Source organism: Bacillus sp. FSL K6-3154 (genome assembly GCF_040869395.1).
Lineage (GTDB): Bacteria > Bacillota > Bacilli > Bacillales > Bacillaceae > Bacillus > Bacillus safensis.
The window spans coordinates 3054280-3079851 of the sequence record NZ_CP152033.1; the positions used below are offsets into that span (position 1 = coordinate 3054280).

The 25572-nt window shown below is 40.7% G+C and carries 25 protein-coding genes and 1 riboswitch; of the genes, 21 read left to right on the plus strand and 4 right to left on the minus strand.

Going from position 1 to position 25572, the window contains the following annotated elements:
- Nucleotides 1–64: 64 nt before the first annotated feature.
- Nucleotides 65–2167, minus strand: coding sequence for an ATP-dependent Clp protease ATP-binding subunit (locus MHH61_RS15790; protein WP_024426836.1), 2103 nt, complete (start codon nt 2165–2167; stop codon nt 65–67).
- A 244-nt stretch (nt 2168–2411) separates the two neighbouring features.
- On the opposite strand from MHH61_RS15790, the gene MHH61_RS15795 reads away from it, so the two are divergent.
- The 5 genes from MHH61_RS15795 to queF all read left to right on the plus strand — a co-directional run bounded on the left by MHH61_RS15795 (nt 2412) and on the right by queF (nt 6064).
- A complete protein-coding gene (locus tag MHH61_RS15795) occupies nt 2412–3455 on the plus strand; it encodes a hypothetical protein (RefSeq protein ID WP_098677356.1) in 1044 nt (347 codons plus the stop codon).
- A 71-nt stretch (nt 3456–3526) separates the two neighbouring features.
- Nucleotides 3527–3571: riboswitch (PreQ1 riboswitch) on the plus strand.
- Between the two features lie 158 nt (nt 3572–3729).
- Complete coding sequence (gene queC / locus MHH61_RS15800; RefSeq protein ID WP_024424683.1) at nt 3730–4386, plus strand: 7-cyano-7-deazaguanine synthase QueC; 657 nt, start codon at nt 3730–3732, stop codon at nt 4384–4386.
- The gene (queD, locus tag MHH61_RS15805) at nt 4387–4827 is read left to right on the plus strand and encodes a 6-carboxytetrahydropterin synthase QueD (RefSeq protein WP_024424684.1); all 441 of its coding nucleotides are present in this window, start codon (nt 4387–4389) and stop codon (nt 4825–4827) included.
- Nucleotides 4820–5551, plus strand: coding sequence for a 7-carboxy-7-deazaguanine synthase QueE (gene queE, locus MHH61_RS15810; protein WP_056766298.1), 732 nt, complete (start codon nt 4820–4822; stop codon nt 5549–5551). The genes queD and queE overlap by 8 nt, the downstream gene beginning before the upstream one ends.
- 15 nt (nt 5552–5566) lie before the next feature.
- A complete protein-coding gene (gene queF / locus MHH61_RS15815) occupies nt 5567–6064 on the plus strand; it encodes a preQ(1) synthase (protein ID WP_024426839.1) in 498 nt (165 codons plus the stop codon).
- Between the two features lie 445 nt (nt 6065–6509).
- Here queF and MHH61_RS15820 read toward each other — a convergent pair whose 3' ends face one another.
- Nucleotides 6510–6872: a winged helix-turn-helix transcriptional regulator gene (locus MHH61_RS15820; protein WP_034623357.1), complete on the minus strand. Its 363-nt coding sequence runs from the start codon at nt 6870–6872 to the stop codon at nt 6510–6512.
- Between the two features lie 169 nt (nt 6873–7041).
- Between MHH61_RS15820 and MHH61_RS15825 the strand changes: the two genes are divergently transcribed.
- Both MHH61_RS15825 and MHH61_RS15830 read left to right on the plus strand, forming a co-directional pair.
- Entirely contained in the window at nt 7042–7788 is a 747-nt protein-coding gene (locus MHH61_RS15825; protein ID WP_125586307.1) for an SDR family NAD(P)-dependent oxidoreductase, read from the plus strand.
- Between the two features lie 380 nt (nt 7789–8168).
- A complete protein-coding gene (locus MHH61_RS15830) occupies nt 8169–8387 on the plus strand; it encodes a hypothetical protein (RefSeq protein WP_039178087.1) in 219 nt (72 codons plus the stop codon).
- Nucleotides 8388–8510: 123 nt separating this feature from the next.
- Here the strand turns inward: MHH61_RS15830 and MHH61_RS15835 are convergent, their stop codons facing one another.
- The gene (locus tag MHH61_RS15835; protein ID WP_003211747.1) at nt 8511–8699 is read right to left on the minus strand and encodes a DUF2187 family protein; all 189 of its coding nucleotides are present in this window, start codon (nt 8697–8699) and stop codon (nt 8511–8513) included.
- Nucleotides 8700–8866: 167 nt separating this feature from the next.
- Between MHH61_RS15835 and MHH61_RS15840 the strand changes: the two genes are divergently transcribed.
- The 6 genes from MHH61_RS15840 to MHH61_RS15865 all read left to right on the plus strand — a co-directional run bounded on the left by MHH61_RS15840 (nt 8867) and on the right by MHH61_RS15865 (nt 15401).
- The gene (locus tag MHH61_RS15840; RefSeq protein ID WP_024424688.1) at nt 8867–9061 is read left to right on the plus strand and encodes a hypothetical protein; all 195 of its coding nucleotides are present in this window, start codon (nt 8867–8869) and stop codon (nt 9059–9061) included.
- 307 nt (nt 9062–9368) lie between these two features.
- Nucleotides 9369–10019 carry a cell wall hydrolase gene (locus MHH61_RS15845; protein WP_125586305.1) on the plus strand — a complete coding sequence of 217 codons (651 nt, stop codon included), beginning with the start codon at nt 9369–9371 and terminating at the stop codon, nt 10017–10019.
- 113 nt (nt 10020–10132) lie between these two features.
- Complete coding sequence (locus MHH61_RS15850; RefSeq protein WP_125586303.1) at nt 10133–11449, plus strand: polysaccharide biosynthesis protein; 1317 nt, start codon at nt 10133–10135, stop codon at nt 11447–11449.
- A gap of 54 nt (nt 11450–11503) precedes the next feature.
- Nucleotides 11504–11992, plus strand: a complete 489-nt coding sequence (stoA, locus tag MHH61_RS15855; protein ID WP_125586301.1) for an endospore biogenesis thiol-disulfide oxidoreductase StoA — start codon at nt 11504–11506, stop codon at nt 11990–11992.
- 290 nt (nt 11993–12282) lie between these two features.
- Nucleotides 12283–14202 (plus strand): heavy metal translocating P-type ATPase, encoded by a 1920-nt coding sequence (locus MHH61_RS15860; RefSeq protein WP_125586299.1) that lies wholly within the window; start codon nt 12283–12285, stop codon nt 14200–14202.
- A 104-nt stretch (nt 14203–14306) separates the two neighbouring features.
- On the plus strand, nt 14307–15401 hold the full coding sequence (locus tag MHH61_RS15865; RefSeq protein ID WP_034623347.1) for a Xaa-Pro peptidase family protein: 1095 nt from the start codon (nt 14307–14309) through the stop codon (nt 15399–15401).
- Between the two features lie 54 nt (nt 15402–15455).
- Here MHH61_RS15865 and MHH61_RS15870 read toward each other — a convergent pair whose 3' ends face one another.
- Nucleotides 15456–15599, minus strand: a complete 144-nt coding sequence (locus MHH61_RS15870) for a hypothetical protein (RefSeq protein ID WP_162842493.1) — start codon at nt 15597–15599, stop codon at nt 15456–15458.
- A gap of 93 nt (nt 15600–15692) precedes the next feature.
- Between MHH61_RS15870 and MHH61_RS15875 the strand changes: the two genes are divergently transcribed.
- The 8 genes from MHH61_RS15875 (at nt 15693) to MHH61_RS15910 (ending at nt 25501) form a co-directional block, all read left to right on the plus strand.
- The gene (locus tag MHH61_RS15875) at nt 15693–16682 is read left to right on the plus strand and encodes a LacI family DNA-binding transcriptional regulator (RefSeq protein WP_034623345.1); all 990 of its coding nucleotides are present in this window, start codon (nt 15693–15695) and stop codon (nt 16680–16682) included.
- A 55-nt stretch (nt 16683–16737) separates the two neighbouring features.
- Nucleotides 16738–17592, plus strand: coding sequence for a transcription antiterminator (locus MHH61_RS15880; protein WP_024424695.1), 855 nt, complete (start codon nt 16738–16740; stop codon nt 17590–17592).
- A gap of 202 nt (nt 17593–17794) precedes the next feature.
- Complete coding sequence (gene ptsG / locus MHH61_RS15885) at nt 17795–19894, plus strand: glucose-specific PTS transporter subunit IIBC (RefSeq protein WP_024426846.1); 2100 nt, start codon at nt 17795–17797, stop codon at nt 19892–19894.
- Between the two features lie 93 nt (nt 19895–19987).
- Entirely contained in the window at nt 19988–20254 is a 267-nt protein-coding gene (locus MHH61_RS15890; protein ID WP_003211078.1) for a phosphocarrier protein HPr, read from the plus strand.
- Nucleotides 20254–21972, plus strand: coding sequence for a phosphoenolpyruvate--protein phosphotransferase (ptsP, locus tag MHH61_RS15895; protein ID WP_024426847.1), 1719 nt, complete (start codon nt 20254–20256; stop codon nt 21970–21972). Before MHH61_RS15890 ends, ptsP begins: the two co-directional genes overlap by 1 nt.
- A gap of 100 nt (nt 21973–22072) precedes the next feature.
- Nucleotides 22073–22315 (plus strand): transcriptional regulator SplA domain-containing protein, encoded by a 243-nt coding sequence (locus MHH61_RS15900; protein ID WP_044331928.1) that lies wholly within the window; start codon nt 22073–22075, stop codon nt 22313–22315.
- An 82-nt stretch (nt 22316–22397) separates the two neighbouring features.
- A complete protein-coding gene (gene splB / locus MHH61_RS15905) occupies nt 22398–23426 on the plus strand; it encodes a spore photoproduct lyase (protein WP_024424698.1) in 1029 nt (342 codons plus the stop codon).
- Between the two features lie 113 nt (nt 23427–23539).
- Nucleotides 23540–25501: a methyl-accepting chemotaxis protein gene (locus tag MHH61_RS15910; RefSeq protein ID WP_125586297.1), complete on the plus strand. Its 1962-nt coding sequence runs from the start codon at nt 23540–23542 to the stop codon at nt 25499–25501.
- Nucleotides 25502–25572: the final 71 nt, after the last annotated feature.

The following is a 25572-nucleotide window of genomic DNA, read 5'->3' on the forward strand; positions in this document are numbered from 1 at the left end:
CGGCGTTCAGATGGAACTTAGACGCCGCAACATGATGGAGGTGCATATCATCCTGAAGATGTAGTTATCCTTTTTTTACGACGATTTCGTCATGTTCAACATCCACAGTAAATCCAGAAAGCTGCTCCTCTTCAAGCAGGATTTCCGTCATTTGGTCTTCAACGTGCTCTTGGATGGTTCTTCGAAGTGGACGAGCACCAAATGCAGGATGATATCCAAGCTCTGCGATCTTTTCTTTTGCTTCATTTGTGACATGAACTGTTAAATTCTGCTCTTTTAATTGCTCTGACAGCTCATTGAGCAGAAGATCAACAATCTTCACTAAGTCCTCTCTGTCTAGTGAATCAAATTGAATGATGCTGTCAAAACGGTTCAAAAATTCTGGTTTGAAGTAGCTGCTCAGTGAATCAATGAGTGATTGTTCCTCAAACGCTTCTTCCTGATCAGATTGGAAGCCCACTTTGACTGTTTTATCTGCGGTGCCTGCGTTACTTGTCATGATAATGACTGTATCTTTAAAGCTGACCGTTCTGCCTTGGCTGTCTGTTAAGCGGCCGTCTTCCATGATTTGCAGGAACATGTGCTGTACATCTGGGTGTGCTTTTTCGATTTCATCCAGCAAAATGATGCTGTATGGTTTTCTGCGCACTTTTTCAGTCAGCTGGCCGGCTTCATCATGTCCAACGTAACCAGGAGGAGAACCGATGAGTTTGGACACAGAGTGTTTTTCCATGTACTCACTCATATCTAAACGAATGATCGCATCTCTTGAACCGAATAATTCTTCAGCTAACGTTTTAGACAATTCGGTTTTCCCGACACCTGTTGGTCCAACGAAAAGGAAGGAGCCTGTTGGTCTATGTTTCGATTTTAATCCAGCTCTGCTTCTTTTCACGGCTTTGGCCACTTTATCAACCGCATGCTCCTGCCCAATCACTCGTGCTTTTAGACGGACGTCAATTTCTTTCATTTTGGTTTGTTCGTCTGCTTGGAGTTTCCCGACAGGAATGCCTGTTTTTTGTTCCACAATGGCCTGAATGTCCTCTGCTGTAACGATATGCTCTTTTTCAGTTGTTTTGTTTTGAAGTCTTGCTTCAATGGCTTCTTCTTCATCGCGAAGCTTCGCTGCTTTTTCATATTGTTCTTCTTTTAGCGCAGCTTGTTTTTCCGCGGCAATTTCCGCTAATCGATTTGTCAGCTCATCTTCACTTGCTGCATCAATGGAAAGGTTCGCTTTTGAACCAGCTTCATCCATTAAATCAATGGCTTTATCTGGTAAATGACGGTCTTGAATATACCGCGAAGATAATTGAACACAAGCTTTGATTGCTTCATCTGAATAGGTGACACCATGATAGGCCTCGTATTTATCTTGAATGCCTTTTAAGATGTCGATCGCTTCATCTTGTGTTGGCTCATCTACGATGACGGGCTGGAAGCGCCGTTCGAGTGCAGCATCTTTTTCAATTTGGCGATATTCTTTTAATGTCGTCGCACCTACTAGCTGCAGTTCACCTCTTGCAAGGGCTGGTTTTAAAATGTTTCCAGCATCCATTGATCCTTCTGCAGATCCTGCGCCCACAAGAAGATGGATTTCATCTACAAATAAGATGATATTTTTACGGCTTTGCAGTTCTTTGATTAACTGCTTCATTCTTTCCTCAAATTGACCGCGTACACCTGTGTTTGCGACAAGTGAGGAGACATCTAATAAATAGATTTGTTTGTTCTTTAATTTATTTGGCACATCGCCGCTCGCAATTTTGAGCGCGAGTCCTTCTGCGATCGCTGTTTTCCCAACACCTGGTTCACCAATAAGAACAGGGTTATTTTTATTTCTTCTATTTAAAATCTCAATGACTCTTGCGACTTCTTCATCACGGCCAATGACTGGATCAATTAAACCAGCATTTGCTCCATCTGTTAAGTTACGGCCAAGCTCATCGAGTAAGCCTTTTTGCTTTGGCTGCTCCATGTTTGGGGCATGACCTGCTGCCTGAGAGAAGAATGAACTTCCTCCAAAGAGCTGAGGTCCCATTTTCATTTTTGACTGCTCCATCAAAGAGGTATAGCAGTCTTCACATAAAACCATTTGGCTTCGGGACGAATTTACTTGCATATTCAGGCGAATAGTTGCTTCATTTACTTGACAATGTTGACAACGCATTTGCCATGACCTCCTTAAAATAAAGTTTGACTTTATTTGACCAATGAATGTTAAAGAAAATGGTCTATTGTTTGACCATCTTTGACTATAGTATACTCTGACCTATTTTGACTTTCAACTGTTTTGCTCAAAGGGGAATAAAAATCCTTTTTTGCATTTAATCATGGTTTGTCCTTCTTTTCAAGGAACTTGTCTCATAGGATAAAAAAGGAACAATCGAAAGTGATGGGTGCGGAGGGGTCACATGAAACGTTCAAATGAATCCGCTTTTCAGCTTGCCTTTGTATATGTAGGAACAGTGGTTGGAGCTGGGTTTGCGACAGGAAAAGAAATCGTAGAATTTTTTGTTCGTTTTGGCTGGATTGGACTATTAGGAATCCTGATTAGCGGTGTTATTTTTACTGGTCTTGGTGCAAAAATGATGCTGATTTCGAAACGAATCGAAGCAGAATCTTATCAAGATATGAATCGTTTTTTATTTGGCACAGCTGCGAGTCGTTATATTAATATTGTCATGTTTTTTATTTTACTTGGTGTCACCTCAGTGATGATTTCAGGCGCAGGGGCTATTTTTGAAGAACAACTTGGTATATCGAAGGAATATGGGATCTTTTTGACGATCATTCTGAGCGTCATTGTACTCTTTAAAGGATCAAAAGGGTTATTTGGCGTCAACGTGCTTGTCGTTCCAATGCTGATTTTCTTTTCAATGATCGTGTTTCTTGATTCATTTGTGTTTAGCAGCAGTGAAAGTTATGTTCTTGCGCTGCAAATGGGTGAGGGCGAGTGGATATTATCAGCAGTGTCATATGGTGCCTTTAATTTAGCACTGTCACAGGCAGTGTTAGTACCCGTCGCAAATGAAATGACCTCTGAAGCAGTCATTAAAAAGGGAGCGGTGCTTGGGGGTGTCATGCTGACACTCATTTTGCTTGCTTGCTTCTTATCTCTTTCTTCATTAGATATGCTGGAGGCGTTTGATATTCCAATGGCCCAGGTGGTGTATCAAGTTGCAAACTCGATTCATCTCATTTATTTATTTGTCATCTTCGGTGAAGTTTTTACATCCGTCATAGGCAATTTATACGGGCTGGAGAGACAAGTGAGGGCATATATCCGAATGAACAGCATCTTTACGATATCCCTTATTCTCATATGCTGCTATGTGATTAGTAAAATTGGTTACGGTACACTGATTTCAACGGTTTATCCGGTTTTTGGCTATGTCAGCATCTTTTTTATCCTCTTTCTTTGTCTAAAAAAAGTGCCTGCACCGCTAGATAAGTAAAGAAAGGATAGCCTGCAAGAAAAATATGTGGTACACTATCCTCTGTGAAAATTGAACAAAAATCCGTGAAGACGGGAGAGGTTCTAGCAAAACCCTCTATAAAAAACTAAGGACTTGCCGTATCCTTGGATGTGGCATTTTTTATTTTTTATGGCTGGGACACCTCATACACATGTAAAGGTGTCTTTTCTTTTGAGAAAAATAGGGGTTTTCAGGAGCCTTTCAGATGCAGTGTTGTACGGTTGTACCATCTGCAAAAGGAGGAGAACAGAAAATGAAAAATGAAAAAGCAGTCGTTGTCTTTAGCGGGGGACAGGACAGTACGACCTGTTTATTATGGGCACTTCAACAATTTGAAGAGGTAGAAACAGTGACCTTTCATTATAATCAGCGTCATCAAGAAGAAATTGATGTCGCCAAAAGAATCGCTGACAAATTAGGTGTGAAGAATCATCTATTAGATATGTCACTTTTAAATCAACTGGCACCTAATGCTTTAACAAGAGATGACATTGACATTGAGGAAAAAGAAGGGGAGCTTCCTTCCACATTTGTACCAGGAAGAAACTTAGTGTTCTTATCCTTCGCCTCTATATTAGCGTATCAAATTGGAGCAAGACATATTATCACAGGTGTTTGTGAGACAGACTTTAGCGGCTATCCAGATTGCCGTGACGAGTTTGTGAAATCTTGCAACGTCACAGTGAATTTAGCAATGGAAAAACCATTTGTGATTCATACACCACTGATGTGGCTGAATAAAGCAGAAACATGGAAGCTGGCAGACGAGCTTAATGCGCTGGATTTTGTGAAAAATGAAACGCTCACTTGCTATAACGGCATCATCTCTGATGGCTGCGGGGAATGTCCTGCGTGTAAGCTGCGGAAAAATGGCTATGACACTTATATGGAAATGAAGGAGGCAAAATAAATGCTTTCTCAAATCTATCCACAAACCGATCATCCATTTTCATTTGAATTAAATAAAGACATGCATGTATCTGCTGCCCATTTTATCCCGCGGGAAGATGCGGGCGCATGCAGCCGTGTTCATGGTCATACGTACACCATCAATATCACGATTGCGGGAGACGAGCTAGATGAATCGGGTTTCCTTGTCAATTTCAGTACATTGAAGAAGCTCATTCATGGGCAGTATGATCACACGCTGCTCAATGATCATGAGGAATTCTCATCAAACGATCGATACGCGATGCCAACCACTGAGGTGGTGGCAAAGACCGTACATGACAAAGTCGCAGCGTATTTATCGACTTTAGCGAACAAGCCGACATGTGTTCAGGTCTTTGTCAGAGAGACACCAACAAGCTATTGCATTTACCGTCCGAAACGAGTTGAGATCAATGGCTAAAGCGATTCCCGTATTAGAAATCTTTGGTCCAACCATTCAAGGAGAAGGAATGGTCATTGGACAAAAAACCATGTTTGTCAGAACGGCTGGCTGTGACTACTCGTGCAGCTGGTGCGATTCCTCTTTTACATGGGATGGCTCAGCGAAGCATGACATTCAGTGGCTTGAGGCAGAAGACATTGTCAAAGAATTAAAAAGAATAGGCGGACAGGCTTTTTCTCATGTCACCATTTCAGGGGGAAACCCGGCGCTTTTAAAACAAATGGAATCCCTTATTGATTTGCTGCATGAAGAAGGAATTGATACAGCGCTTGAAACACAAGGGACGATGTATCAGGAATGGTTTTTGAAAATTGATGATTTAACCATTTCTCCTAAGCCGCCAAGCTCGAATATGAAAACAGATTTTACGAAACTAACACGTATTATAGATGAGCTGAAAAGCGGGAATAGATTGCAGCATGCTAGCTTGAAAGTCGTGATTTTTGACGATCGTGATCTTGCGTATGCGAAGGATGTTCATGCGAAATACCCTGAGCTTCCTTTTTATTTGCAGGTAGGAAATGATGACACAACGACAGGTGATGATGCGTACTTATTAACGCATTTATTAAAGAAATATGAAGCGCTTGTCGATCAAGTCGCGCAAGATCCAGACTTAAACCGCGTAAGAGTGCTGCCGCAGCTGCACACGTTATTGTGGGGAAATAAACGAGGCGTATAGAAAGGAAGAGATGATATGACAACAAGAAAACCAGAAGAATTAGAAGGTGTCACGCTACTAGGAAACCAGGGAACCAATTATTTGTTTGATTATGCACCACAAGTGCTTGAAACGTTTCCGAATAAACATACAAATAGAGATTACTTTGTGAAATTCAACTGCCCAGAATTTACATCACTATGTCCGCAAACAGGTCAGCCAGATTTTGCGACAGTTTATATCAGCTATATCCCAAATGAAATCATGGTCGAAAGTAAATCGTTAAAATTATATTTGTTCAGCTTCCGTAACCATGGTGACTTCCATGAGGACTGTATGAACATTATTATGAACGACCTGATTGAATTGATGGACCCAAGGTATATTGAAGTTTGGGGCAAATTTACGCCAAGAGGCGGTATTTCCATTGACCCATATACGAACTACGGGAAACCTGGCACGAAATATGAGGAAATGGCAGAATACCGTATGATGAACCATGATATGTATCCGGAGACGATTGATAATCGGTAATTATTCCGCTGTGTGAGACGGAGTATGAAACGAAATGGTGTCACATTAAAGTGGAAAAAGTCACACCTGAAAATACTCATGAGAATTGTATGAAAAAGTGTGACCTAAGGTGCAACCTAACTGTGACTTTTATGCAGTGAAAAATTGATAGTACAGAAGCAGATGAAGGCGTACAATTTGTACGTCTTTTCTTTTTTATCCGAAAGAAAAAATGCCTATTATGAGATCATAGGCATTATTGTTTGGTTAAGTTACTGAACCTTCTCTTTAACATTTGAAACAGCTCATTTTTGAATTTCATCAAAGCTCTCCTGAATATAGTCCATGACACTTCTGATTAGAACTTCACTTTCAAAATTGACTATCTCATTTATTTCTGACAGTTCTTCATCTGTTAGGCGAGGGTATTGAAGTTGTTGTTTAGCATTTACTTCAGTAGCTACATTTATCCTAACTTTAGTTGTTCTGGTTGTACAATTTCATATTCACCTTCTGCATACTCTTGCTCCGCATATTGGCTCCCCCATTGACAGAGCTCCTGCAAGATAGGTTTAAGAGATTTTCCAAGTTCAGTGGATGAATATTCAACCTTCGGCGGTACTTGATTATACATCTTTCTTGTCACAAGTCCACTGGCTTCAAGCTCTCTAAGAGTTTGAATCAGCATTTTCTGAGTTATATTTGGGATAATGCGCTTTAATTCACTCGTTCTCTTTGGTCCATTCATTAAAAAGTATAATACAAGTCCTTTCCATTTTCCGCCAATCACTTCCTTTGTCACTTCAAACCCACAGCTAAATTTTTTCATGTCTAAAGCTCTCCATTCCACATTTATTACTTTTTAGTTACTATATCACAAAAAAGTGGGTACTTCCGATAATGTGCTTACTGAAGGATACTATTACTTGTAAGTTGTTCTTCAAGTATTTAAAGGTACTAGACATAAAATAATATGAATTCTAAAGGAGTGTTTAAGTATGGGGAAATTTGAAGGTAAAATAGCGCTTGTAACGGGTGGAACAAGTGGGATTGGTCTTGCTACAGCAAAAAAATTTGTAAACGAAGGTGCATATGTTTATATCACGGGACGTAGACAAAACGAACTTGATAAAGCTGTTAACCAAATTGGCAAGAACGTAACCGGTGTTCAAGGTGATATTTCTAAGCTTGAAGACTTAGACAAACTATATGACATGATAAAGCAGGAAAAAGGTAAGTTGGACATCCTTTTTGCTAATGCAGGCATCGGCAACTTCCTTCCATTAGGTGAAATTACTGAAGAGCAGGTTGATAGAACGTTCGACATTAACGTGAAAGGAACCATTTTTACTGTTCAAAAAGCGCTATCACTATTCCCGGACAAAGTAGGTTCTATTATTGTAACGGGCTCTACTGCTGGATCAATTGGCAACCCAGCATTTAGTGTATATGGAGCATCTAAAGCAGCATTAAGAGCACTAGTTCGCAACTGGATTCTTGACCTAAAAGGTACTGAAATTCGTGTAAATGTGGTAAGTCCAGGAGTGATTCTTACACCTGCATACGATGAGCTTTTTAGTGATGCACTTGAAGGAGCGATGGAAAATGCCAGAAATACTGTTCCAGTTGGAAAAGTTGGGACACCTGAAGAAGTAGCAAACGCTGTATCTTTCCTTGCATCAGACGAAAGCAGTTACTTGACGGGTGTTGAATTGTTCGTAGATGGCGGGCTAGCACAGGTATAATGTCACTGCGAAGGGATTGCAAATCGTCCTTAATGGGGATTTCCTTGAGTCGTATAAAAAAGTCGTTTTCCATATGTCCTGAGTAACCATAAATGCTGCAAACTAAGTTTGATGATGGATATGTAAAATGAGAAAAAAGGAAAAGACATGCCGGATGCATGTCTTTTTTTGCGAATCAACCATAAAAAAAAGAGAAGAGTCATGTCACTCTTCTCATACGAATGGGAATAGAACTTGCTAGGACGGCTGGGGGCTACCAGCTCGTAAATATATTATACATGGCAGAACGTATGTTTGTAAAGAGGGATCATGTTTTTTTGCTTATCTCATTTGATTTAAGATAAAATAGAGGCAATGAATGATTAACGGAGGCGTTTGAGTTGGCAAACAAAGAAGAGCGGGCAGAGCAGCTGCTAATGGAGCTAAGGGAAGAGCTTCAAATGCTTGAACATCAAAACAAAGAACGGTATAAATGGAGTGCCTCCACATTGCTTGGAGTGATTGCCCTCTTGATTGATAAAGGAGTGATCACACCCGAGGAAGTCGAGATGTACAAGACGAAGGCGGAAATGCAAACCTTTCATACGCAAAAAGACTGACCCCTCTTTAAGTGGTATCAGTCTTTTTCATATGTGATTGTTCAAATAGAGCAAAGTTATCAAACGAGCCAAATTTGCTTTATATATACGTATGTACCGATCGTCTGAATTGAGGATTGCAAATTAATGTACGGAGTCTTTGATGATTTTATAGTTTTTATGATTAACGACTGTTAGTGAATCCAGTTCTAAATCTCTATAGTTGTCCATAATGGTGACATCCACAATGACAGAGTTTTCATTCACTTTTTCAACTACACCTGTTAAACCATTTCTAAATTCGATCACATTTCCAATTTTTGCAATCTTCAACCGATCCCTCTCCTTTAAAAACAGATTTCATTCCCTATTAAAAAGTATTTTGCAATATTTTCATACCAATGTAAAGGATAAAGACGTTTTTGTTTTGTTTTCGTTGTATGCTCTTCTAACGAATGGTATATTTAATAATTGATCATGGCTGAAAAGGAGCGGTTTTTTTGACTGAAGAACAAATCCTCACCATCCTCGAATCTTTACGGAATGGGACGGAAAAACAGGTGACCATCCAAAAAGATGACTTTTTAACGTTTCGTTCTGTTTTGGTGAATCAAGATGATTTTAAACATTTTCGCGGGATTGCCAAACATGGTGGAGATGTTATTTTTGAATATCTTACAGAAGCAAGAAGCTAAAGCTTTTTCTCATTGATGAGAGAAAGCTTTTTTATTTTCGTTCTTTTGTCACACTTCAAACCACTCTGATACATATGAAAAGAAAATGTAATAACCCATAATCAGGAGCATAAGGATGATGATAGGTGAAAAAGGGACCTTTTTAAGCGCTAACAATTCCATTTTATGTGCGCTCAACTAGGACATGCCATTTAATGACGGAATTTGGACAGGCATGTAAATCTTTGTGCGTGAAAATAGAATGAGCTCTTGTTAGAGTGGACAAGTATCTTACAGCCTACTTTTGATTAAAGGAGGAAAAAGGCGAATGATTAAAATTCATACAGCTCTTTTTGTCATCCTTATGCTAGTTGCAGCAATGAAGATGGACAATATACAAGAGCAGCAAGGCACATTAAGTCACGAACTTTCACAAGCACCTGTTAAACATCAGCTTTCATATATAGATCAAGACCACGATCAAGTCATCCCGGCATTTTCTGAAGAGAAGCGTCAGCCAAAAGTGAAAATGCTAAGTACGTCAACAGAAGAAAAGTCTTCAAAACCGAAGCAAAAGAAAAAAGTAAAATCTGAAACGACGAATAAGGCAAGCGGCAAACAGTATTCTAATGAAGAAATGGATTTGCTTTCTCGATTGGTACATGCTGAAGCGAAAGGTGAATCTTACGAAGGGAAAAAAGCGGTGGCAAGCGTTGTTTTAAACAGGGTGGAGCATCGTTCTTTTCCTGACAGCGTTAAAGGTGTGATTTATCAGCGAAATGCCTTCCAGCCAGTATCAAATGGAAGCATTCATGATAAGGCAGATCAAGATTCCATTAAAGCGGTGAAGCAGGTAGTAAAAGAGCATGACAGAACAACAAAGGCTATCTATTTTTATAATCCAAAAACGGCAACAGATCATTGGATTCGTTCCCGCAAAATTGTAGAACGCATCGGACGTCACGTGTTTGCCGTATAAAGAAAAAGAGCGATCAATGAGATTGCTCTTTTTTTGTCTTCAATTATTAAAATATTTTTTGGACTTGTCTCATAGAATGTGAAAAGAATTTGCTTTAGACAAGGGGAGGCTACATGAATCGATTTGTAAAAGGGGTCATTCTGCTATCTGTCGCAGCTTTTATTGCGGAGTGTATAGAGTTTTTAGTCAATATGATTTTAGCGAGAGAGCTTGGAGAACATGGAATGGGTTTATATATGAGTATCCTTCCAATCATCATGCTTGTCCTTGTGATCGCCAGTTTAGAGCTGCCAGTCTCCATTTCTAAATTCATTGCAGAATCACATGAGCGTCTCCACAAAAGTATGCTCCGCCATGCCTTTAAAATGACACTTGTGGTGACAAGTACAACTACAGCTATAGCAGCTATTGTACTGCCTTTCATTCCAGTGTTTCAGTCGTATCATCCGCTTATGAAAGGCTTGGTGCTGTCACTTATCCCGATTATTGCGTTTACCTCCATTGCCCGCGGCTATTTTATGGGAAAGCAGCAAATGGGCAGAATTGCTTTAGCCAATATGCTGAAGAAAACGATCCAGCTTATCTGCTTGTTTTTGTTTTTTCATTGGTATTCGTTTGATATTGAAACAGCAGTACTTATCGCCATTGGTGTCATTGTTGCGAGTGATCTTGTTGTCTTTATTTATTTATACTCCCAATACGTCATGGCAAAAAATGCTGTGAATGTCAGGTCTGTTGAATTAAGAGGAAGTGATGTGCGAAAGCGCCTATTAGCCGTTTCCATTCCGACAACGGGCATGCGCATCTTTCATGCGATTGCCAATGCGGTTGAACCATTTTTAATCAAAGGAGCACTCGTGGCAGCAGGCATTTCTGGAACACTTGCTGTTGATCATTACGGCATGCTGGCTGGTGTCGCAATGTCGATCGGTTTTTTCCCAGCATTTATCGCTCATTCCATCATGATTGTGATGATTCCGAGTGTCTCTGAAGCCTATGCTTTAGGCCAGTATGATCTTGTGAAAAAACGTGTCAGACAGGCGATTCTCATAACGTTTGGATATGGGGTGCCGGCAGTGATGGTGATGTATTATTTTGCTTACCCGCTCACACAGCTCTTTTTTGATTCACCGCAAGCTGCTGTCTATTTACAGCTGCTTTGGCCATACTTTTTATGCCACCTGTTTGTGATGCCGTTTCAAGCGTGTTTAATCGGTATGGGGCTCATCAAAGATGTGTTCCTACATAATATATGGGTGCATGTCGTCTCTTTTTCTATGGTGTATTTCCTCGGTTCAATGGAAAGCTTGAATATGATGGGGGTCATTTTAGGGATGAACACAGGCATGCTGCTTTTGACTGCCCTGCATTATGCGACGATTTGTAAGGAGCTCGGCGTTTCAATGTTTCTTACATTGAAAAAAGCTTGAATGTCATCACCATCGAGAGGGCAAGCTATAAGAAAACTGGGAAGGAAGATCCTGATGAATCGTAAACGTCTACCCGCCAGTCTTCTAATGATGACCATGCTGCTATTTCTCATGAGCGCAGCAGCGGAAGCAAAAGAGCCTGTGATGGCGCCAAGAATAGAGGCACCGACATTAACTGGTGAAATGCAGATGGTTCCCACAAAAGGGAAAAAGACCATTTTGCATTTTTGGACAACATGGTGTCCGTCATGCAAAATGGAGTTGCCCGAATTTGAACAGATTGTGAAAGAAAATCAGAGTGATGTTGACATATTGACCGTGAATTTACTAGGTGCTGAACAAAGTAAACATGCTGTTGCCCAATTTGTGAAAGACAGAAGGTTTACATTCCCGATCATACTAGATGAACACGGAGAAATGATGAAGAAATATCAAATTATCACCATTCCAACAACCTTTTTGATTAATGAAAAAGGAGAAGTGGTGAAAAATCATGTAGGTCCACTGACGAAAAAACAAATCAAAGAGTGGACGAATTCGTAGAACCAATCCTTTCTGTGAAAGAACCAATTCTGTTGGTTCTTTTTTTGTGTTCATTTGCTTTTCATCTGAATACACTGTGCTCAGAAGAAGAAGGAACGGTCTATATCAATAATGATAATTATTATCAAAAAGAAATTATAATAATTATTAATTGAAAATTGTTCAGAACCTGTTATAATGAGTTACAGACCAATAAAAAGCTTGAAATAGCAGAAAATATAGATGGAATAAGAAACGGGCAACGATTGATAATGTGAAAACGATTATCAATTAGAGAGGAGAAAACAATCATGAATGAGAATACAACACTTTACCAAACGACAAATCAAAAGGAATCGAAATGGTCCTTACATAAATGGGCACAGCACGGAGAATTAATTGCAGCAGGGATATCAGGGATTCTCATTTTAATTGGATGGATTCTAAAGGATGAGAGCATGTGGAGCATTCCTCTTTTCATCCTGGCATTTGTCATTGGTGGTTTTGCAAAGGCGAAAGAAGGAATTGAAGAAACGATTTCGTCTAAGACCTTGAATGTGGAACTTTTAATGATTTTCGCAGCAATAGGCTCAGCTCTGATCGGCTATTGGGCAGAAGGCGCTATTTTAATTTTTATTTTCTCACTGAGTGGTGCGCTAGAAACGTATACGTCAAATAAAAGCAAGAAAGATTTAACAGCATTAATGAGCATTGCACCAGATGAAGCAACTTTAATTGAAGAAGATGGTACGACCATTCAAATCGCCGCTTCATCATTAACACCTGGTGACCGTATTATGATCAAAGCTGGGGAACGCATTGCAGCAGATGGTGTGATTTTAAGCGGGAGAACAAGTGTGGACGAATCTGCACTTACAGGCGAATCTGTTCCACAGGAAAAAGGGCAGGGGGAAGACGTCTTTGCAGGAACAGTGAACTTAAATGGTTCCTTAACAGTGGAAGTCACTAAACATAATGAAGAAACGCTTTTCCATAAAATTATTAAACTTGTCGAATCCGCTCAAGAAAGTGTTTCGCCAAGCCAGGCATTTATTGAAAAATTCGAGGGTGCCTATGTAAAAGGTGTGCTGATCACCGTCGCGGTATTAATGGTTCTGCCTCATTTTGTCCTCGGCTGGAGCATGAGTGAAACCTTCTATCGGGCTATGGTGTTTATGGTCGTTGCTTCACCTTGTGCTCTTGTTGCATCCATTATGCCAGCCGCACTGTCACTGATCTCAAATGGCGCAAGAAATGGGATGCTTGTCAAAGGAAGCGTCTTTTTAGAAAAACTAGGCACAAGCAGTATGATTGCTTTTGATAAAACGGGGACGATTACAAGCGGGAAGCCAGCCGTAGAACAAGTTGTCATGACGAAAGGGCAGGATGAATCTGCTTTTTACCAGGCACTCTATCAAATTGAGAGTCAATCAAACCACCCATTAGCGAAAGCAATTTCTGATATGGCAAAAGAGCACCAAACAGAAAGAACAGTCCATGTCACCATTGAAGAAACCTCTGGATTTGGTGTGAAAGCACAATTAAATGGAGAAACGTGGCGGATTGGGAAGAAAGACTTTGCGGGTAAGGCGTCAATCGACCTCGAGATTGAAGAGACAGGTGATGACCTTTCAGCGCAAGGATGCACAGTGGTCTACGTTCAAAAGGATGAAAAAGTTGTTGGCTGTCTTGGCCTTAAGGATCAAATCAGACCTGAAGCCAAAAAAATGATTCAAGAACTAAATGATTTAGGCATCCAGACCGTCATGCTGACAGGAGATCAGCAAAAAACGGCTGAAGCGATTGCGCAGGAAGCCGGCATCCAAACCGTAGTGGCTGAATGTCTTCCAGATGAAAAGGTACATGAGGTCAATCAATTAAAAAAACAAGGTAATTCAATCATCATGGTAGGAGACGGAATCAATGATGCACCAGCGCTTGCCACAGCAGATGTTGGGGTTGCGATGGGCGGAGGCACAGATGTTGCCTTAGAAACAGCGGATCTCATCTTAATGAAGAACAATTTAAATAACCTAACAAAGATGATCCGTCTTTCAAGAAAAATGAATCGAATCATTAAGCAAAACATTATTTTCTCATTAACGGTGATCTGTCTGTTAATTTGTGCGAATTTCTTACAAGTGCTTGATTTGCCTTTTGGCGTCATCGGGCATGAAGGAAGTACGATTTTGGTCATTTTAAATGGTCTGCGTCTGCTTCGTGCATCTTAAATCAATCATCAGGGCGCACTGGATTCATGCCAGTGCGCTTTTGTGCGAAATAAAGCAAAAACTGATACAATAGACCAGTAGTAAAACGTGTGAGGAGGATCATGATGAACCGAATGAAGAGCTTGTCTTCTTGGCTTAAGAAAGAAGACATTCAAGGTGCATTTATACATACAAAGGAAAATGTGTTTTATCTATCTGGATACTTCACAGAGCCGCATGAAAGAGTGATGGGGCTGTTTGTGTTCCAAGAGGCAGAACCATTTTTTATTTTGCCTAAAATGGAAGTTGAGCAGGCAAAAAATGCAGGATGGTCCGGCGATATTATTGGATATGAAGATCATGAGAATCCATTTGATTTCATTCAATCAGCGATAGAAAAACGAGGCATTCAAACGGCGCGTCTTGCGATTGAAAAAGAATCGATTCCACTTCAAAGAGCAGAACAGCTCCAAGCTGTTACCGGGGCAGAAACGTTCGTCCGGGCTGAAGATGCGCTCAATCAGCTTAGACTGATTAAAGATGAATCTGAAATTGCTACACTGAAAAAAGCGGCTCAATTGGCAGATGAAGGTGTAAAAATTGGGGTTAACGCCTTAAAAGAAGGAATTACAGAAACAGAAGTGCTCGCTGTCATAGAATATGAACTAAAGAAAAAAGGCATTCAAGGTATGTCCTTTTCAACTATGGTTCTCTTTGGTGAAAAATCAGGCGAGCCTCATGGAAATCCGGGACAGGCAGCCTTAAAAAAAGGTGATTTTGTGTTATTTGACCTTGGCGTCATTGTCGATGGATATTGCTCAGATATCACAAGAACATTTATCTATCAGGAAGCTTCTGAAAAGCAAAAGGACATCTATCAAACCGTCTTAAATGCAGAAATGGCAGCACTTGAAATGAGTAAGCCCGGCGTGAGAATCGGTGATCTTGATTTAAAAGCCCGCGGGCTGATCACAGAAGCGGGATATGGTGAATATTTCCCTCATCGCCTTGGACATGGGTTAGGGGTTTCTGTTCATGAGTTTCCTTCTATGAGTCAGGCAAATGACGACCTTCTGCAAGAAGGTATGGTGTATACGATTGAACCAGGAATTTATGTCCCAGGAGTCGGCGGCGTAAGAATTGAAGATGATGTTCTCATTACGGCAGATGGTCCAGTCACCTTAACCAATTATCCGAAAGAGCTGACGATCATCAAGTAATGAAAAAAATCACGATGAACGTCCAGGTCTTGGAAGTGTCATCGTGATTTTTTATCACTCTTCTCGATCCTTATCAACAAAAAAATCATCAATTGATTGAAACGGTTTGATTTTATGTTCTTTTCCTAAAGGATGTAATGCAAAACGAGCAGAAAACAAAACAGTCATACATAATATAATCCATATGATGAAACCCATCTTGAATTCCCCTTTCCATCCAGTGATTTGTTCAGCTCACATACATCTTAAAGTATGAAACGCTTACCATATCAAGAGAAAGTAGGAGAAAAAATGGCAAACATAAGGGAGATTGCGAAAAGAGCGGGCGTATCTGTGACAACCGTATCACGTGTGTTGAATGAGCATCCTTATGTTAAAGAAGAAAAAAGAGAACGTGTTCTACAAGCGATGAAAGAGCTCAAGTATACAAGAAACATCCAGGCGGTCCATTTAGCGAAGGGCTATTCGAATATGCTTGGCATCGTCCTTCCAAACATTGAACACTCTTATTTCAGCGCACTCGTCACAGGTATTGCAGAAAAAGCACAGGCGCGCGGCATGCATTTTGCTTTATTTCAAACAGGATATGACCCATTAAAAGAAAAAGAAGCGTTAATGAGTTTAAAAGAGCGCCGTGTAGATGGTTTAATATTTTGTTCAAATGCGTTAAGTGATGGTCACATTTTAAAGTGGCAGGAATCAGGGCCGATTATATTTTGTCATCCTGCACCGCACGATCAATGCTCAACCGTGTCGATTGCGCATGATCAAGCATTTAAGGAAGGCCTGCATCATTTGGCGGCATGCGGCCATCAACGAATTGCGATCGTTCTCGCCAGAACAGAAGGAGCGAATAGCGAGTCGCGACTTCAGGCTTATCAAGACATGATGCAATCGCTCGGGCAGACCATTGATGAGAAGTGGATCATCGAAGGGAAGTTATCCCTGCTTGATGGGAAGCAATTATTTGCAGAATGGCAGGAAATGAAAAATCGTCCTACAGCTTTATTTATTACAAATGACGAAGTCTCTGCCGGCTTTTTATTAGAGGCGCAGCGTCATGACATAAAAGTAGGAGAATCACCAGCCATACTCAGCTTTCAAAATAACCAATTGAGTGAGGCTTTGGGGATTTCCAGCATTCATATTCCCCTCAAACAAATGGGACAGGAAGCGTTTGACTTGTTTGACCGGGCATTAAAGGGAGAGAAATCAGAAAAAAGAATGCTGCCATTTCGCCTGATTGAGCGAACAACAACCGTTTTGAAAAACAATCGTTGACGCACGTTTCATCTGTTTTGTACGATAAGAGGGATTGAATAAGAAGGAGGTGGGGATGTTCATGGAATCCTTCACCGTTGATAAAGCGTTAAATAATAATGTCATCATCGCAAGACACCCTTCTTTGGGCGAAGTGGTTCTGATTGGGAAAGGGATCGGCTTCGGTAAAAAATCGGGGGATCTTCTCGATCAAGACGTGTTTGAAAAAATGTTTGTGTTAAAAAACACGAAGGAACAAACAGAATATAAACAACTGCTTCATCATATTGATGAGAACATGATCGAGCTTGCCAATGACGTCATTTATCATATACGAGAAAAAATGGGACAACGATTGAATGAGCATATACATGTTGCACTGACCGACCATATTGCGTTTAGTTTTAAGCGGGTGCAGCAAGGCTATGATATCACGAACCCTTTTATGCTTGAGACGCAATCGCTTTACCCGAAAGAATACGAGGTTGCAAAGGAAGTTGTTGAACTGATTAACGAGCGGCCAGATGTCGAAACGAAGCTGCCAGAAGGAGAAATTGGCTTTATAGCGCTCCATATCCATTCAGCTTTGACGAATAGGCCATTATCTGAAGTGAACCGTCATTCGCAGCTCATTACACAAATGGTCCAAGTCATTGAAGATTCATTTCATATGAAAGTAGACAGAGAAAGTATTCATTATTTACGCTTATTACGCCATATTACGTTTTCAATTGAGCGTATTAAACGGGGAGAATCATTAGAGGAGCCAGAAAAATTGCTTCATCTATTGAAAAATGAATATCCTTTATGCTACAATACTGCTTGGAAAATGATCAAAATTTTGCAGCATGCATTGAAAAAGCCTGTACAGGATGCTGAGGCTGTCTACCTGACACTTCATCTGTACAGATTGACAAATAAAATTTCATAGTTTCCTTGAAACGTGTAACTGATTCGATCAGGCATGAGTGACTTAAGGTAAATACAGGATAAGATCCTGTTATTTGCGCAACCTTAGATCACCATGCCTTTTTTTGCGTTTGAAAGTGAAATGTAAACGGTTAATTATGAAATGTACGTCAGGGAGCATCCCAAATGTATGTTGTAAGCGAAAACAAAAGGAGGTTCAACCAGTGTTTAAATCACTTTTTGGTGTGTTGCAAAAAATTGGACGAGCACTCATGCTTCCAGTTGCGATCCTTCCTGCTGCTGGTATTTTACTGGCACTTGGGAATGCGATGCAAAATCCGCAGCTGATTGATGTAGCTCAATTTTTAAGCAATGATACAATTCAGCTTGTTGCAAGTGTCATGGAGAATGCGGGGAACATCGTCTTCTCGAATCTTCCGCTATTATTTGCTGTAGGGGTTGCCATCGGTCTTGCCAATGGAGACGGAGTGGCAGGGATTGCCGCTATCATCGGTTACCTTGTCATGAACGTCACGATGAGTGCCGTATTAATGGCTAACGGATCCATTCCATCTGATTCACTCAAACTGGCTAAGTTCTTCAAGGAAAGCCATCCAGCATATATTAATATGCTCGGCATACCGACCTTGTCTACCGGCGTTTTTGGCGGGATTATCGTCGGGGTATTAGCAGCTTATATGTATAATAAATTTTACAAAATTGAGCTCCCGCAATATCTTGGCTTCTTTGCTGGTAAGCGTTTTGTTCCAATCGTTACTTCTATTTCAGCACTTATTTTAGGGCTATTGATGCTAGTCATTTGGCCGCCAATCCAAGGTGCACTGAACTCATTTTCAACAGGACTGCTCGCAGCGAATGAGCCGCTGGCTGCCTTTGTATTCGGTGTCATTGAACGATCATTAATTCCGTTTGGTCTGCACCACATTTTCTACTCACCATTCTGGTATGAGTTCTTTAGCTACAAGAGCTTATCAGGAGAGCTTGTCCGTGGTGACCAGCGTATTTTCATGGCGCAAATCAAAGATGGTGTACAGCTGACAGCTGGTACATTCATGACAGGGAAATATCCGTTCATGATGTTCGGTCTTCCAGCAGCAGCACTTGCGATTTACCATGAAGCAAAACCAAAGAATAAAAAGCTAGTAGCAGGAATTATGGGATCAGCGGCCCTTACTTCTTTCCTTACAGGGATCACTGAACCGCTTGAATTCTCATTCTTGTTTGTTGCACCAGTATTATTTGCGATTCACTGTGTATTCGCTGGATTATCCTTTATGATAATGGATATTCTAAACGTGAAAATCGGGATGACCTTCTCAGGAGGGTTAATCGACTTCTTCCTATTTGGTATCCTGCCAAATAGAACCGCTTGGTGGCTCGTCATTCCAGTAGGTCTCGTACTTGCTGTCATTTACTACTTCGGATTTAGATTCGCTATTCGCAAATTTAATCTGAAAACACCAGGCCGCGAGGATGAAGCAGCAGATGGAGCAAGTGAGGCGAAGTCTGAAAAAGGTAATGACTTGCCTTATGAAATCCTTGAAGCAATGGGTGACCAAGAAAACATTAAGCACCTGGATGCTTGTATCACGCGTTTACGTGTCACTGTGAATGATCAGAAGAAAGTGGATAAAGACCGTTTGAAAAAGCTTGGCGCTTCTGGTGTTCTCGAAGTAGGGAACAACATTCAGGCCATTTTCGGCCCTCGCTCTGATAACTTAAAAACACAAATGCAGGACATCATTGCAGGCCGCACGCCTCGTCCAGCGAAAGACCCTTCTGCAAAAGAAGAAGTCAGCCAGCAGGTTGAAGAAGTTATTGCAAAACCGCTTCAAAATGAGCAAGGGGAAGAAATTTTTGCTTCACCAATTACAGGGGAGCTTCATCCAATTACAGATGTACCAGATCAAGTATTCTCAGGGAAAATGATGGGTGACGGTTTCGCCATCTTGCCAACAGATGGAACGGTTGTTTCACCGGTAAGAGGGAAGATCTTAAATGTGTTCCCGACGAAACACGCCATTGGCCTGCAGTCTGATGGTGGACTTGAAATTTTGATCCACTTCGGAATTGATACGGTCGGCCTCAAAGGAGAAGGGTTTGAAGCATTTGTACAAGAGGGAGATCAAGTAGAAATCGGTCAAAAACTTTTAGAGGTTGATATTGATAAAATTAAGTCTGAAGTACCATCTTTGATGACTCCAATTGTATTTACCAACTTAAGTGAAGGACAATTTATTGACCTTCAAGCATCCGGTGAAATCAAAGCTGGACAAGAAAACATCATGAAAATTTCAAAATAATTTTCATAACTGCCGTTCTTGTTAGATGACAAGCTCGGCAGTATGATATAATATTGTGGATGTATTAATTGTATAAAAAGGAGATTGATAAAAATGGCTCAACAAACATTCAAAGTAACTGCAGATTCTGGAATTCACGCACGTCCTGCAACAGTTCTTGTACAAACTGCTAGTAAATATGATGCTGATATCAACTTAGAATATAATGGTAAAACAGTGAACCTGAAATCTATTATGGGTGTAATGTCTCTAGGAATTGCGAAAGGTGCTACAATCACAATCTCTGCTTCTGGTTCTGATGAAAATGATGCACTTGCTGCGCTTAAAGACACAATGAAAAGTGAAGGCCTAGGCGAGTAATGCAACAACTGAAAGGAATCGGTGCTTCAGCAGGCGTTGCGATTGCAAAAGCGTATCGTCTGGAAGAACCAGATTTAACAGTTCACCAAAAAGACATCAATGATCCAGAGACAGAAGTGAAGCGTTTTGAAGAAGCAATTCATGTTTCTAAACAAGAACTTGAAGCAATTAAAGAGCATGCGCTAAAAGAGCTTGGCCAAGACAAAGCAGATATCTTTTCTGCCCACCTTCTTGTGTTAAGTGATCCTGAACTGCTAAACCCAGTAAAGGATAAAATCAAATCTGATAAAGTAAATGCTGAGTTTGCTTTAAAAGAAACAGCGACAATGTTTGTCACAATGTTCGAAGCAATGGACAATGAATACATGAAGGAACGTGCAGCGGATATTCGCGACGTAACGAAACGTGTGACTGGCCATTTGCTAGGCGTTGACATTCCAAACCCAAGCATGATTTCTGAAGAAGTCATCATCATTGCTGAAGATTTAACACCTTCTGATACTGCTCAGCTGAACAGACAATTTGTCAAAGGCTTTGCAACAGATATCGGCGGTCGTACTTCTCACTCAGCGATCATGGCAAGATCTATGGAGATTCCAGCAGTTGTTGGGACAAAAGAAGCAACAAAAACGGTGAAAAACGATGATCTGATCATTGTGGATGGTATTAGCGGCGACGTCATCATTCAGCCTTCTGAAGATGAAGTGAAAGCGTATCAAAAAAAGCATGAAGACTACTTAGCTCAAAAAGCGGAATGGGCGAAACTTGTTGACCAGCCAACGGTTACAAAAGACGGCGTTCACGTAGAGCTAGCTGCAAATATCGGAACACCTGAAGATGTAAAAGGTGTACTTGAAAATGGCGGCGAAGCAGTCGGATTGTACCGTACTGAATTTTTATACATGGGCAGAGACCAGCTTCCTACAGAAGAAGAGCAGTTTGATGCCTATAAAACAGTTTTAGAGAAGATGGAAGGGAAAGCAGTGGTTGTCCGCACACTAGATATTGGTGGCGATAAAGAACTTCCTTACTTGCAGCTTCCAAAAGAAATGAACCCGTTCCTTGGCTATAGAGCCATTCGCCTTTGCCTGGAAGAGCAGGAGATTTTCAGAACACAACTACGCGCCTTACTTCGTGCAAGTACATATGGAAACTTGAAAATCATGTTCCCTATGATCGCGACGTTATCAGAATTTAGAGAAGCAAAAGCCATTTTACTTGAAGAAAAAGAAGCATTGGTTGCCGCTGGTACAGACGTTTCTGATTCCATTGAAATCGGAATGATGGTAGAAATTCCATCAACAGCTGTCATCGCAGACCAATTTGCAAAAGAAGTAGATTTCTTCAGTATTGGAACGAATGATTTGATTCAATACACAATGGCTGCTGATCGAATGAACGAACGAGTGTCTTACCTTTATCAGCCTTACAACCCAGCGATTTTACGTCTTATTACGCTTGTGATCGAAGCAGCGCATAAAGAGGGTAAATGGGTCGGTATGTGCGGAGAGATGGCAGGAGATGAAATCGCAATCCCACTTCTACTTGGATTAGGATTAGATGAATTCTCAATGAGTGCAACATCCATTCTTCCAGCTAGAACGCAGCTAAGCAAGCTTTCTAAAGAAGAAGCTGCATCATTTAAAGAGCATATTTTATCACTTAGCACAACAGAAGAAGTGGTTGATTTCGTCAAGAAGACGTTTCAACAGAACTAAGTGAATGAAAACCAGACAGGTGAGACTGTCTGGTTTTTTTGTCGAATTTTATCATAATGAGTCATATTGGGCAGTGAGAAGGGCACCCTATAATTAAAAAATGGAGGTGACCAGATTGCCTTTCTCAGACTACAAACCGGGTGATCAAGTATATGTGATTTATCGAAATCCACATGCTGCAAACGTAGCACAAATTAAAGAAGCAGAAATTGTTTCACATCCATACAACGAAGAAGAGCTTGCCCTCTTTTTACTTGAAACGTATCATCCACTAGCACCTGATGATGCTGTGTTTCCAACATATGAAGAAGCAGAAGCTCTTTATCAAGACTTGTTTGAATAAGGGAGATTTTAGAAAGGATAAAAGCCATCCTGTGCGGTTAAAGTAACGGTATGAAAACCTTAAAGGTAAGGATGTGCTTAATATGATCAAACCTTTCGTTCCCCAGCTTGTTTACATTGAACCCCGGGCGTTAGAGTACCCGTTAGGACGAGAGCTGAAGGAAAAGTTTGAGGGTATGGGAATCGAAATAAGAGAAACGACTTCACACAACCAGGTCAGAAATATTCCGGGAAAAAATGACTTGCAAAAGTATCGTAATGCGAAGTCAACGCTTGTTATTGGTGTGAGGAAGACATTGAAGTTTGACTCGTCTAAACCATCTGCAGAGTATGCAATCCCATTTGCAACAGGGTGTATGGGACATTGTCATTATTGCTATTTGCAAACAACAATGGGAAGTAAGCCGTACATTCGAACGTACGTCAATGTAGAAGAAATATTAGATCAGGCAGAGCAATACATGAACGAGCGGGCGCCGGATATCACGAGATTTGAAGCATCATGTACTTCAGACATCGTAGGAATTGACCATTTGACACATACACTCAAACGAGCGATTGAATACTTTGGGCAGACCGACTTAGGAAAGCTTCGCTTTGTCACGAAGTTCCATCATGTTGATCATCTGTTAGACGCAAAGCATAATGGCCGGACAAGATTCCGTTTTAGTATCAATGCCGATTATGTCATTAAATATTTTGAGCCCGGAACATCACCGCTAGATCAGCGGATTGAAGCGGCTGTTAAGGTCGCAAAGGCAGGCTATCCTCTAGGCTTTATTGTTGCTCCAATCTATATCCATGAAGGCTGGCAGGAAGGATATAAAGTTCTTTTTGAAAAGCTTGATGCAGCTCTTCCTGAAGATGTGAGAGACGATATCACCTTTGAGATGATTCAGCATCGCTTTACAAAACCAGCAAAGCGTGTGATTCAAAAAAACTACCCAAAATCAAAATTAGAGTTGGACGAAGAAAAAAGAAGATACAAGTGGGGAAGATACGGAATAGGAAAATATATCTATCAAAAAGATGAGGAACAAGAACTAAGAAAGACTTTAGAGTCATATATAGATCAGTACTTTCCTTCTGCAAAAATTGAATATTTTACTTGAAACAAGCCTATACGGCTTGTTTTTTCTATTTAAATTTTCTTACAACTATTGAATGCGGTATCATTTTGCCGATATATAAATTAAGGTGTGAAAGTAGATGTAGGGGTGATGAGATGTTTAAGAAACTTCAAGTGAGAATAGCTGTTTTCATCTCAGTTATTTTAATTTTAACCGTCGTGGCCGTTCAAGTGGGTTCTAACATAGTATTAACACCACTTATTGAACGAGATGCAAAAACCACCACAGCAGCAACGGCAGAGAGCATGAGAGACATCATTGCACAAAAGCTTGATAATTACAGTGATACAATTAATAAACTGGCAACTAGTACACTTACTGAAGATTTTGCGCAAAAACAAACAAAACAAACATTAGTCTTCGAAAACGATGAACTAAAAGGCTTGCAGGAGCAGGATGAACTTATTTCACTTGCCTATATTGGAACAAGTGACGGCAAAATGTTCGCCTTCCCAGAGTCCGATTTTGGTGAAGGGTATGACCCATCTAAACGAGATTGGTTTATCCAATCAGCTGAAAAGCCTGACGAAGTCATTTGGACTGATCCATATATCGATAAAGCAACAAATGAAATGGTCGTCTCAGCCACAAAGGCGATTGTCAGAAACGGAAAGGTCGTTGGGGTCGCTGGACTTGATTTGAAATTATCCTCCATTCAATCTTATATAAAGGAACAAAAGATTCCTTATATGGGTACCGCTTTCTTAGTTGACGGCAAAGGAACCATTTTAGCACATCCAACAGAGCAAGGAAAAAACATATCAAAAGTAGCTTCTGTGAAAAAAGCGATCGACAATTCAGGTATTGATGACAGAAAAGAACTGACGGTCATATCTAAAATCAAAGAAGCTGATTGGACGATTGGTGTCAGCTTTGAGAAAAAGAAACTGCTTTGGATCACAGAACAAATGAATCAGACAAGCATCATTATTTCCGTCATTGCCATTATTCTTGCGATGATCCTCAGCTTCTTATTGGCAAGAAGCATTACAACGCCAATCAAGCGTCTAATAGAGCATGTGCGTAAGGTGTCAGAAGGCGATTTAACAAGTACGCTTGCAGTGAAATCCCAAGATGAAATTGGTTCCCTCACGAAAAGCATTAATCAAATGACCGAGGATATCAGGGAGTTAATTGAAAAAGTGAAAGGGGCTTCAGATCAAGTTGTGAAATCAGCGGATGAAGTGACCCACATTTCAAATGAGACTTTGCTGTCTAGCGAACAGATTGCAACGGCCATTCAAGAGGTGGCAACAGGAGCGACTAAGCAGGCATCAGATGCAGAAACGATTAATGAAAAATCAGAGTATTTGTATGAGAAAGTGCGCCATATGGGTGAGCTTGCCACGCAAATGCAAACCAACTCAAAATCATCTGAAGATGCAAGCTATAAAGGGCTTGACGCACTTGGTTTGCTCGTCCAAAAATCAACACAAGCGAGTGAAGAATCGAAAAAGGTTGAGCAAATGCTGCTAGACCTTGAGCATAAAACGAAAAATATTGAAAATGTCGTGACCGCCATCTCTGAAATCTCGGATCAAACGAATTTACTTGCACTAAATGCAAGCATTGAAGCAGCGAGAGCAGGAGAAAGTGGACGAGGGTTTGCTGTAGTTGCAGAAGAAGTGAGAAAGCTTGCTGAACAATCTGCGCAGTCAACAAAACACATTAGTGAAACCGTCAAACTCATTCAAGATGAATCGAAGAAGGCGGCTGAAGCGATGACAACAGCAAGTAAAATGAATGAGGAACAAGGTGCCGCCATCAATGCAACCGGTGAGGCACTCAGCAGCATCACAATGGAAATGCAGGCACTTGTCGGTTCAATCGACAGCATTCATACACAGATTAATGAAATGACAGAAGAACAGCAGAAGATGAGTGACTCCATTCAAAGTATTGCTGCCATTTCAGAAGAATCTGCTGCCTCAGCTGAGGAAGTGCATGCGTCTACAGATGAACAAGTTCAAGTGTTAGAAAGAACGAAAACCTCAACTGAAATGCTGAACGAATCAAGCCAGGCACTGCGTCAGGCGGTTGACCGATTTAAGGTGTAATGAGCGGAAAGGAACCTTGTGATGTGAGCAAGGTTCTTTTTGTATGATAAAATAAACTAGAGGAGGTGTTG

Bases quoted from the DNA above. Each gene is read 5' to 3' on its own strand.
- stoA (WP_125586301.1), top strand. From the start codon at position 11,504: ATGAATCGTAAACGTCTACCCGCCAGTCTTCTAATGATGACCATGCTG.
- MHH61_RS15850 (WP_125586303.1), top strand. From the start codon at position 10,133: ATGAATCGATTTGTAAAAGGGGTCATTCTGCTATCTGTCGCAGCTTTT.
- MHH61_RS15870 (WP_162842493.1), bottom strand. From the start codon at position 15,599: ATGGGTTTCATCATATGGATTATATTATGTATGACTGTTTTGTTTTCT.
- MHH61_RS15825 (WP_125586307.1), top strand. From the start codon at position 7,042: ATGGGGAAATTTGAAGGTAAAATAGCGCTTGTAACGGGTGGAACAAGT.
- queC (WP_024424683.1), top strand. From the start codon at position 3,730: ATGAAAAATGAAAAAGCAGTCGTTGTCTTTAGCGGGGGACAGGACAGT.
- MHH61_RS15875 (WP_034623345.1), top strand. From the start codon at position 15,693: ATGGCAAACATAAGGGAGATTGCGAAAAGAGCGGGCGTATCTGTGACA.
- splB (WP_024424698.1), top strand. From the start codon at position 22,398: ATGATCAAACCTTTCGTTCCCCAGCTTGTTTACATTGAACCCCGGGCG.
- queE (WP_056766298.1), top strand. From the start codon at position 4,820: ATGGCTAAAGCGATTCCCGTATTAGAAATCTTTGGTCCAACCATTCAA.
- MHH61_RS15790 (WP_024426836.1), bottom strand. From the start codon at position 2,167: ATGCGTTGTCAACATTGTCAAGTAAATGAAGCAACTATTCGCCTGAAT.
- queF (WP_024426839.1), top strand. From the start codon at position 5,567: ATGACAACAAGAAAACCAGAAGAATTAGAAGGTGTCACGCTACTAGGA.
- MHH61_RS15845 (WP_125586305.1), top strand. From the start codon at position 9,369: ATGATTAAAATTCATACAGCTCTTTTTGTCATCCTTATGCTAGTTGCA.
- MHH61_RS15865 (WP_034623347.1), top strand. From the start codon at position 14,307: ATGAACCGAATGAAGAGCTTGTCTTCTTGGCTTAAGAAAGAAGACATT.
- queD (WP_024424684.1), top strand. From the start codon at position 4,387: ATGCTTTCTCAAATCTATCCACAAACCGATCATCCATTTTCATTTGAA.
- MHH61_RS15900 (WP_044331928.1), top strand. From the start codon at position 22,073: ATGGAGGTGACCAGATTGCCTTTCTCAGACTACAAACCGGGTGATCAA.
- ptsP (WP_024426847.1), top strand. From the start codon at position 20,254: ATGCAACAACTGAAAGGAATCGGTGCTTCAGCAGGCGTTGCGATTGCA.
- MHH61_RS15890 (WP_003211078.1), top strand. From the start codon at position 19,988: ATGGCTCAACAAACATTCAAAGTAACTGCAGATTCTGGAATTCACGCA.
- MHH61_RS15880 (WP_024424695.1), top strand. From the start codon at position 16,738: ATGTTCATGGAATCCTTCACCGTTGATAAAGCGTTAAATAATAATGTC.
- MHH61_RS15860 (WP_125586299.1), top strand. From the start codon at position 12,283: ATGAATGAGAATACAACACTTTACCAAACGACAAATCAAAAGGAATCG.
- MHH61_RS15910 (WP_125586297.1), top strand. From the start codon at position 23,540: ATGTTTAAGAAACTTCAAGTGAGAATAGCTGTTTTCATCTCAGTTATT.
- MHH61_RS15795 (WP_098677356.1), top strand. From the start codon at position 2,412: ATGAAACGTTCAAATGAATCCGCTTTTCAGCTTGCCTTTGTATATGTA.
- MHH61_RS15820 (WP_034623357.1), bottom strand. From the start codon at position 6,872: ATGAAAAAATTTAGCTGTGGGTTTGAAGTGACAAAGGAAGTGATTGGC.